This is a genomic window from Bacillus sp. RB3, from assembly GCF_030164735.1.
GTDB lineage: Bacteria > Bacillota > Bacilli > Bacillales > Bacillaceae_G > Bacillus_A > Bacillus_A cereus.
Map to the genome: position 1 here is coordinate 18,840 of NZ_JASNGE010000048.1, position 9,354 is coordinate 28,193.

Genomic DNA, 9,354 nt, shown 5'->3' on the forward strand with positions numbered 1-9,354 from the left:
AAATTAGAACTTATCTATTTAAATTTTTAATTACTTATTCCAAGAATTTACGTCTGCATTACTTGATGCTTTTGTGAATCGTGCCAGGATCGTATCATAACCACCTTGGATTGCTTTCCATACAAACGGGCCAATGACTAATACGATAATTACCGCCAGAGCGATTAACATACCGTTTTCTGATGATAGCTGTGAATCCTCATTTTTTAACCAACTCTTCATTTTTGCTAACATATTTAAATTCCCCTTATCTATTTATTTGAGCTATACGTAACAAACATCATTAATCTAAAACTTCTATTACTTGTTCCAAGAATCCACATCTGCATTATTTGATGCTTTTGTGAATCGTGCCAGGATCGTATCATAACCACCTTGGATTGCTTTCCATACAAATGGGCCAATGACTAATACGATAATTACCGCCAAAGCGATTAGCATACCGTTTTCTGATGATAACTGTGAATCCTCATTTTTTAACCAACTCTTCATTTTTGCTAACATGTGTACTACTCCTTTACTTAGTCCATTTTTGATAATGTTTTCTATAAACTTGCAAATCCTTGCATTAAAGATTGAATAACAATCACCATCGGATAAATCACAATACAACCAATAACAGCAACGTTAAATTTATTCATTTCCATCGGCTTATTTTGAATGAGACGGTTATAGTTCTCATGTTTTAACTCGCGCATCATTTTAATTTGTGAGTCCATAATGTGAAGACTCTGTACCTTGTCCGTTTTTTGTGCTTGTTGCAATGCAATCGTAAAGGTATTTACTTCTGGACTATTTAAAGCAGCAGCAAAGTTTCGAAATGGTTGATCCGAGCCCGCATACATTTCTAATTCCGCAGTAAGTGTAGATACATACGGACGAAGATGTCTTCCAGCATATATCTCTGCCTTTTTTACTGCTTCTAATGTTGTATGTGTTTTTAACAACTGCAACATTGGAATTAGATACTCTGGTAATTCGAACTTCCTAGCTTCAATCGCCTGTTTGCTTCTTTTCTTTAATAGATAATCAGGATAGAGATAAAGCAATGGTGACATTAGAGCACCTACTTTAAATAAATAGTAATCATGAAATACAGTACATATTAAGAAAACAGAGGTAAAAATGATGGGGTATGCTACCTTCATTTTCAGATATTCTTCTGGTTCCGTATCCAAGCCAGCTTCTTCTAACTTTTTCTGGATCTGCTCTTTTTTTTCTTCTGTCAGATACTTATGTGATAACGACTGGAAGGGAGCAAGCATCATTTGATTTAAATTCTTCTTTTCAATTCGTTTTGCATTTTCTACATAGTTCGTAAGTAAGCTACCGCTGTCTTTTTTACTTTGTATAAAGGTAGAGAATATCCAGTACATGACAACGAATACCACTACAGCTAAAATCGTAGACACCTTATTCCCCTCTTTCTGTTGGGTTATAATTTGCAATCTTTTCTACACGGGTTGCTAGAAAAAATACAATCAACATATTTACCGCTAACGCAATTTTCCCCATCATAGAACCTGCTAAAAATCCATATGCTTCTTTTGACATCAACATAATAACAATTGGCATGGCGATAACGATTAAGCAGTTCTGTACAAAAGCACGTTGTGCTTGCGACAAACTAGAACGCAATCTTGCCAGGTATAGCTTTTGTTTTTCAAAATCTTCTGCAATATCTAGTAGGACTTGTACTGAATTTGTTCCACCTTCTCGGCTACACACTTCCAACATTTCATGGAAGAATACCAATTCTCTAAAGTTAAACGTTTCATTGAATTCTCTAAATGCACGATGCATTGTGGTTCCACCTTCTAATAAAAGAGAAACTTTTTCTATTTCTTCTTGAATGCTTTCATGCATCATTGGTTTCACCTGAACTAACACCCGTTTTGCATTGTTGCTAATTTGAAGTGCATTTGCTACTGCCTTCATGTAAATAGAAAGACGGTCAATGACAATCAAGTAGTAACGTTTTTTTCTTCGATAAAGAAGAAACCTTGGAACTAAAAATCCAGATAAAACAGTAATCAGTGTAAAAGGATCTCTACCAAAGGAAAAATAGAATACTGCTGCAATACTCATTCCGGAAAGAATCGTATATACCCAGTACATGCTTTTTCTCAATTTCCACTCGTACTTTTTGGCTTCTTGGATAACGGATTGTGGCAAATACATCCGTATCCCTTTAATATTCCTTAATTCCAAGCGCCTTTCTTCTTTCTCGTTTTCTTGTACAAATTGAGAGAGGGCAGAACCCTTAGATTTTGCAAAAAGTAAAACGAGCAATACTACACTAATAAATATCAAGAATATGCATCCATAGGCTAATAAACTACGCATATTGCACCTCCTGTTTTGAAAGGAATGGTGCATAAAGAGCTGGATTTACAGTAGAAGAACGGAATTTCTTCTCCATATCAGCTGATATTCTTCCTGTAATAATATGTTGGCCATGAATTTTCCCTATTCTTTCATTCATTTCATCTTGTTTCTCATATGTTGGCATAAACTGAGACAATGGATTAAACTGTATATCTTCCTGATAATCCAATAGTTCAATCATCTCTGTAATATAACGATTTCCATCATCTTTCTTTTCCAAAAAGACAATTACATCAAATGTCTGTGAAATCAATTCATATAAATACTGGGCATCAATATTCGCACCACTTTGCAGACACATAAGCATTAAACGCCTAACTGCTTCTTTTGCACTTCTTGCATGGACAGAGGTGAAACCAGGATGTCCTGTTTGGAAAAAGTTAATCATTTTTAACGCTTCTTTCCCCCTCGATTCCCCTACAATTAATCGCTTGGGCCCTTGACGTAAAGCATTTGTTAACAATCTATCAAAGTCGATTGCATTTTCTTCTACTTCCGATGCCCTACACTGCATCGGAACAAAATGATGTTCTGGAAAAATGCGATGCAAATATAATTCAGGGTTATCTTCTACTACAAGAGTACGTTCTTTTTTCTTTCCTTTCGGAATGTGAGAAGCAAGATATTTCATAAACTCTGATTTCCCTGTACCCGTAGCTCCAGCAACTAAAATATTCATTTTGGCTTTCACAACTGCAGCCAAAAAGTTCAACATTTCTTTCGATGCTTGATTGGTAGATAACATCCGCTCTTCAGAAGCACGAAGGTGATCCGCATTCTTACGAATCGTTATCGTTGTTCCGAGTCCCCCAAGTTCATCTAACGCAATATTGATACGTATATACGGAAATACGCAGTCAACATATGGCTTTGCTGTATTTAATGACTCTGATGTACTGTTTACCATCTTATAAGCTAGGGCTTTCACTTCTTCTTCTGTCTCAAATCGGTAAGGAAATGTACATTCTCCCTCTCCGATTTTTTCGTAAATGATTTCTTTTGTACCATTGATATAAATATCAGTTACATCCTTATCTTCTTTTAAAGGTTCTATAATCCCAAATCCAACAATTTCATCACACACCATATTTAGTAACTGTTCTGAAGGTACATCTGAAACGACGACTTGATTGCTTAGTAAAAATCCTTTAATAATTTGCTCCACAGCTGTTCTCTTCTCTTTATTCATAAAGGATTCGCTTAAGATATCACGATGTTCTTTTACTAAAAATGCACGAATTTCATCTGTAATATCTTTAATTTGTTGAGCTGTAGTTGTTCCTAACTTTCGCACCGATTTAGAACGAATCCTATAACCAAAGTGATATAAGTCCACTCGATTTCGCTTTAAGGATACTTGTTTTTCCTGTAAATAGCCCCACATACTACTTGCCACCTTTTTAATTTCGTAAACCAAAGAGACCCTTTTTCATAGAGGAGTGCTGGGATGGAATATCAAGACCAGCTGCTTCCATAATATGATGGACCTTTGCATTAATTTGCGGGGAACCAAATTGCATCCCCCATTCATAACTCGTACGATCTCTGTCATACGGAATTGTCACTGCAATTTTTTGGGAAGAAAGCATTTCAATATCTTCTACATAGTCCTCGTCTCCCATATTCAAAACATGAATCATACGAGGAAATGTTAGCTTTGCTTCTTCTATTAGTTGTAATTCTCTTTTAATTGCTAACGCACCACGAGGGTTGCCATTTAGCACATGAACAACAAGGTCTGATTGGTATAGAATTGGGTAACTAAGCACCTCGGATAATTCAGTTGGTACCGATAGAATGATGTAGTCATATTCTGTATCTACAAGTGATTCGATAAATGTCGTTACAAACAATTCTTTGTTTTGAATCTCTGGGAATTGATTTAAGCTATACCCTGATGGAAACACCAGAAAATCCATCTTATCGTGTAATTTTTGCGTCAGCCTTGGATTCACTTTTTTTTCTAGTAAATCTTGCTTGGTACAAATATATTGCAAGAGATTGTATTCATTTTCTTTTCTTACAAGCCCTAGCATGTTTTTACTCTCATGGCTAAGACCTGTTCCAACCGCGAAGTTTGGTCTTACTTGGTCCGCTTCTACATAAAGCACCTTTTTCCCTAAATGAGCTAACTCATTTGCCATCGCAATACTTAACGTACTTTTTCCTACGTTTTCGTTTGTCGCATAAAAGGCAACCATTCTTACTTGCCGGTCCATCTTAAAAGCCCCTTCCTTATTTGGATTCGTTCAGATACTGTGCAACATATTCTTTTACACTTTTAGATATGGGATTGGTTGAATGCTTCTCTACATAGTCTAAAATATTTTTCTGGTCAGATATTTGCGAGAATCCTTCTGCTGGTTCTAATTCTTTCCCTGTTTGTTCTACCTTTTGTCCAACTGCAACAGGAATTACATCTCCAAGTGTTTTCGCACGGTTTAGATATTGAAGTTGTTCTGGTGAAACAGCCAATGTATATAATCGCGTTACCTTTGGCTTTTGTTTTCCTTCTTGTTCATCTTTTGATTCTTTCTTTTCTAGTACAAATGCATCTTCTGTATTGCTATCCTTTGCAGCCGTAACACGTACACCTTGGAAAAGACCACCGAAGACTACCTTCTCATTGTCCCCGTCCTTCACAACCTGCTTGAAATACAAGTCCACATAAGTGTTAGGAATGATACTATTACCTGAACTTGTTTCCAAATCAACGAGTAACGGGAATGCAACTTCTCCATCTTTCAAATTTAAAATTGCAGAGTCAGGTAACTCCTCTTTCTTTACTATTTTATTTTTAAAAAGATAGCTATTTTCGGTGATGGGCTGTCCATCATTTGTCCACTTACCTATAACCTCTTTTTTACTTACGCGTAATGCATTTGGAGGAATCCCATCACCAGGTAATGTTCGTTCCACTAGCATTTCTTCTTTAATCTCTGTATGCGCAGGTATATCCTTTGCAGCTACAACAACTTTCGTTGGCTTTACTGCATTTTCTACTGCAAAATGATTGTATCCATAGATACCCGCTACTGTTATAGCAGCTAAACCTACCGCTATAATCTGCTTCTTTTGAAACTTAGACGGCTTCAATGTTTGTATTCCTCCTTATGTAGCCTTTAAACGCAAAAAAGGACACACCTATGGCGTAAAACGCCTTAGGTGTGTCCTTTTAGCTAATCTAAAGTCTATATGAAAATGTTGGATTTATTTTCTTTAATATTACAATCTCAATATTATGATATATATAGTTTCATGTCAATCATTTCTAAAAAATATCTGTTTTTTCTATTTTAAAACACGTAATCATAAATTAAAAAACCTCCAAAAACTCTGTTATAACAAGGTTTACAACCTATTAAGCATACCAAAAACATGTTGTAATTAATCTAACGCAACCGAATATTCCTAGGTGGTCGGTTGCTATTCTTTCTTTTTCATTTTATGGAGAAAAGAAGTGCTCGCATGGAAATACTTTTCACGACAGTTGATGAAAGAGACAAAATTATTATTAAAAGGATATCAATTTTGTTCCTGTTTCAAAATACTTTGCAGGAGCATAACCTTTCCCATCCCGATCTTGAAATTCGCTTCCAATATATAACGATACAATCATTGCAATAATTCCAATAAAAATTACACATTTCATACGTTGTTTTTTCTTTTTATCCATTCAAACTTCCCCTTTCTACGAAAAAAGACACATCCCATTAAGGGATGTGCCTTTGGTTTATCCATTCAGCTACTAGTTTAAGAAGAATATCTTATTGTGTCGATTCATCTAATTATACTATATTTTATTCTCATTTCCTATTTCTCATATAATACCAATCTGTTAATTTATAAAGTACATCTTCCTTACCAGCCCAATTCCAACCAACTCCACTTCCTCCAGGGAATGGATCGTCAGGAAATACTCTTCTTTTTATGAAATCATCATACGCAACACCTTTAATCTCTACTTGCTCAATTAAACATAGACTCATTTCATTGATGCCTGCTGGAGCTGTTTCTACATTAAAGGTATATACACCATCTTTTGTCTTCATTGGGGTATACCATTTTTGCCCACCATCAATGATTTTCTCTTGTCCATCCCAGTATAAAGACTTCGTTGGTCTTTTACTATCAAAGACATGGCCCGTTTTCTCCGATAGATACATATTTTTTGGAGAAAAACTTGATATAGAACCTGTATTTTTCTTAGATTCTAAATCTTGTTTAGATTTTAATCCCTCATCAGCAAACGGATATTGTGCCGTTGCTTTTGCAAATACACCAGGATAATTTTCATTCCACTGATTTTTATATGTTCCGTTTACTTCATACGAAAACCCATACCCAGAATGAAACTTAGATGGTGCCAAATTATCTATACTTCCACTTAATGTTTCATAGAATATTTCTCCCACCGTATCCTCTTTTGACACACGTTCACTTACTGTTTCTACCACACCCTTTACACTTGTTACACCGCACATCCCTTTTTCATTAGATGGTGCATAGATAGCTGTTTTAATAGTGTTGTTTTTGTACATGGTTTCTTCTATGTCCAGACGATTACCAGCAGGATTAATTTCCGCTTGAATTGTTCCTTTTCCCTTATGCTGCCAATCAAGCTTCAATGTTTTCTTTTCTCCCTCTGTTAAGCTTGCCTTTTGTGATGCGACTTGTTGTCCGTTATGTTTTAACACAACTACTGTTTCAGGATTCATATATTTCTCTTCTAATACATCTAACTTTTTAATTTTATTCTTCTCTTTTTCCAGTTTCTTCGCTGCATTATCTAGCCTACTTGCCGCACTATCTAGTTTATTTTCTTCCCAAGAGCAATCCCTGTCATAGTAGTGGTCATTCCCTTCTGCATCTACTTCATGAATAGGATTACGACGGCAATAACTTAGACTAGATTGAGCGCTATCTCTTTCCGATTCAGAGCTATTTACTTCTTGTTGAGACTTATTAATATTGTTGTTTACCTTTACTCTATATTGATCACGCTCTGGTTTAAAATTATCACGTGATACATCTACCCTTGTTTTGATATTCTTTCCTTCTCTTGCTGTTTCTCCTTCAATTCTATCACTAGAAAAGTCAATTTTATATTTAAAGTCATCTTCATTTCCTGGATTCGGGTTAGGTGTTACTTCAGTACCACAGTTACCATCTATCGTGAAATCAACAGTTTTCTCGTTTGATTCCCTTTGAACAGCATCAAGAACTTTAATTTTCGCAGTATATCGACCACACATTTGTGGCTGCCATTTAACATCATCTTTTGTAAAATTTCCAGCATCCCCTTCATTGGCTCTTTCATTATCTTTTTGCGGATTTGAACGTAAATAATTTTCTTGATGATGCACAGTTTCGCCATCTTTTATAATATCTAGCATCCATTTAACTCGGTTCCTCTCTCCAGCAGCTTTTTGATAAGGGTTTACTGTTGTTCCATTAGGATCTCGGTCATTGTATCCTTTATTTTTACTTACATATTCAAAGCCGTTAAATGTAAATTTAACAGGGACGTCTTTTTTTCCACTCGTAGCTTTAAAATCTTTTATTTGAGGTTTACTTGTGCGTACATACCACAAGCTATACCTATTCACACCATTTACACCACCAGCTCCTGCGTATCCGCCTGAAAGATAGGCAATGTCCCTAATCCAATAAAAACTTCCTAAAGAATCATTGTATCCTTTTAGTTTTATGATTTTATGTTTTGCCATATTTGTTAAAACAAAATCTGGCTGACCCCAATATTTATCTTTAACAACAGTTTTTGTAACTTGTTCAACTTCTGTTACCATTCGATCCCCAACAACAACTGCACTGTTAATGTACCCATCATTTGAAATTCGAACATAAGGATCCGATGTGTCTTCATTTTGGACTAGATTTTCCCGGGGATTTCCCCAATTGAAAGAGCCATTGTAAACAGCAGGAAAATGTAAATCAGCTTTATAATCGAACTCTCCTGATTTGTAACCACTTCCTGGTCTAAGCAATTTTCCTTTTAATTGTAATTCGTCTGATTTTAATAACGAATTTTCGCTACCATCGAAAAATGGTATGTTATTATTCGCCGCACTTGCAACCGATGGCAACGCCAACATTAATGATGCGCAAGTTAACAATACTCTTTTTCGTACCTTCATAAATTTCCCTCCTTAAATACAAAAAAGGACAAACCTGTACCCTAGGAGGTACGTAAGGTTTGTCCTTCACGTAATTTACTAATAATTATTACATTAATTTTTAAAAAGTATACAATATGGAATAAAACTTGTAAATACTAACTCGTTATTTAGGTTCTACTTCTACATACATTGTATGTTCAGCTGTTGACTGTCCAATACGAATTTTATAATTACCTTTTTCATATGTATTTATTGTTTTCGCTTCAACTGTTTCTTGAATTTCTTTATCTAAATTTAAACCATTCATGAAAGTTACCCATTTTTTTGTTAATTCTACAGTAGCTTCATTGTTATCAAGGAATAGAATTTTAAAATCATTTGTACTACCTAATACAACAAATTGTGCTCCAATTGTACCTTCTGGTAAGTACATGTTTTTATCTAACATATATACACCACCTAATAGACTGTCATATTTTAGGTTAGTATTGTATTTATTGTTAATACCTTTTAGAATATTTTGGGCTTCTGGTGATAGTTGTTTTTTTACAGCAGGATTTTCTAATGATTCAGGGTAATACTCAAAATCGTCTGATACAATATTCACATCTAATCCTTCAGGGACTTTAGGCTGTTCTGGCTTCACTTCTGGTTTTGTTTCAGGTTTTGGATCTGGCTTCACTTCTGGTTTTTCCTCTGGTTTTGTTTCAGGTTTCGGGTCTGGTTTCACTTCTGGTTTTGTTTCAGGCTTTGGATCTGGTTTCACTTCTGGTTTTGTTTCAGGCTTTGGATCTGGTTTCACTTCTGGTTTTGTTTCAGGCTTTGG

General features: G+C 35.3%; 9 protein-coding genes and 1 pseudogene. All 10 read right to left on the reverse strand.

The features are described from left to right. Window positions 1-30 precede the first annotated feature (30 nt). Window positions 31-234: a hypothetical protein gene (locus QO049_RS28615; protein ID WP_000879962.1), complete on the reverse strand. Its 204-nt coding sequence runs from the start codon at window positions 232-234 to the stop codon at window positions 31-33. Window positions 235-300: 66 nt separating this feature from the next. After that, window positions 301-504, reverse strand: a complete 204-nt coding sequence (locus QO049_RS28620; protein WP_284489720.1) for a hypothetical protein — start codon at window positions 502-504, stop codon at window positions 301-303. 41 nt (window positions 505-545) lie between these two features. Next, window positions 546-1,412: a hypothetical protein gene (locus tag QO049_RS28625; RefSeq protein ID WP_284489721.1), complete on the reverse strand. Its 867-nt coding sequence runs from the start codon at window positions 1,410-1,412 to the stop codon at window positions 546-548. A gap of 1 nt (window position 1,413) precedes the next feature. Further along, window positions 1,414-2,346 carry a type II secretion system F family protein gene (locus tag QO049_RS28630; RefSeq protein WP_284489722.1) on the reverse strand — a complete coding sequence of 311 codons (933 nt, stop codon included), beginning with the start codon at window positions 2,344-2,346 and terminating at the stop codon, window positions 1,414-1,416. Beyond that, window positions 2,339-3,772 (reverse strand): TadA family conjugal transfer-associated ATPase, encoded by a 1,434-nt coding sequence (locus QO049_RS28635; RefSeq protein WP_098286934.1) that lies wholly within the window; start codon window positions 3,770-3,772, stop codon window positions 2,339-2,341. Before QO049_RS28635 ends, QO049_RS28630 begins: the two co-directional genes overlap by 8 nt. A gap of 16 nt (window positions 3,773-3,788) precedes the next feature. Then, a complete protein-coding gene (locus QO049_RS28640; RefSeq protein ID WP_284489723.1) occupies window positions 3,789-4,607 on the reverse strand; it encodes an AAA family ATPase in 819 nt (272 codons plus the stop codon). 16 nt (window positions 4,608-4,623) lie between these two features. Beyond that, window positions 4,624-5,484, reverse strand: a complete 861-nt coding sequence (gene cpaB, locus QO049_RS28645) for a Flp pilus assembly protein CpaB (RefSeq protein WP_284489724.1) — start codon at window positions 5,482-5,484, stop codon at window positions 4,624-4,626. Window positions 5,485-5,902: 418 nt separating this feature from the next. Then, window positions 5,903-6,064 (reverse strand): hypothetical protein, encoded by a 162-nt coding sequence (locus tag QO049_RS28650; RefSeq protein WP_176549736.1) that lies wholly within the window; start codon window positions 6,062-6,064, stop codon window positions 5,903-5,905. A gap of 130 nt (window positions 6,065-6,194) precedes the next feature. After that, window positions 6,195-8,546: a hypothetical protein gene (locus QO049_RS28655; protein WP_284489725.1), complete on the reverse strand. Its 2,352-nt coding sequence runs from the start codon at window positions 8,544-8,546 to the stop codon at window positions 6,195-6,197. A 145-nt stretch (window positions 8,547-8,691) separates the two neighbouring features. Then, window positions 8,692-9,354, reverse strand: a pseudogene (locus QO049_RS28660) (S-layer homology domain-containing protein); the annotation flags it as partial.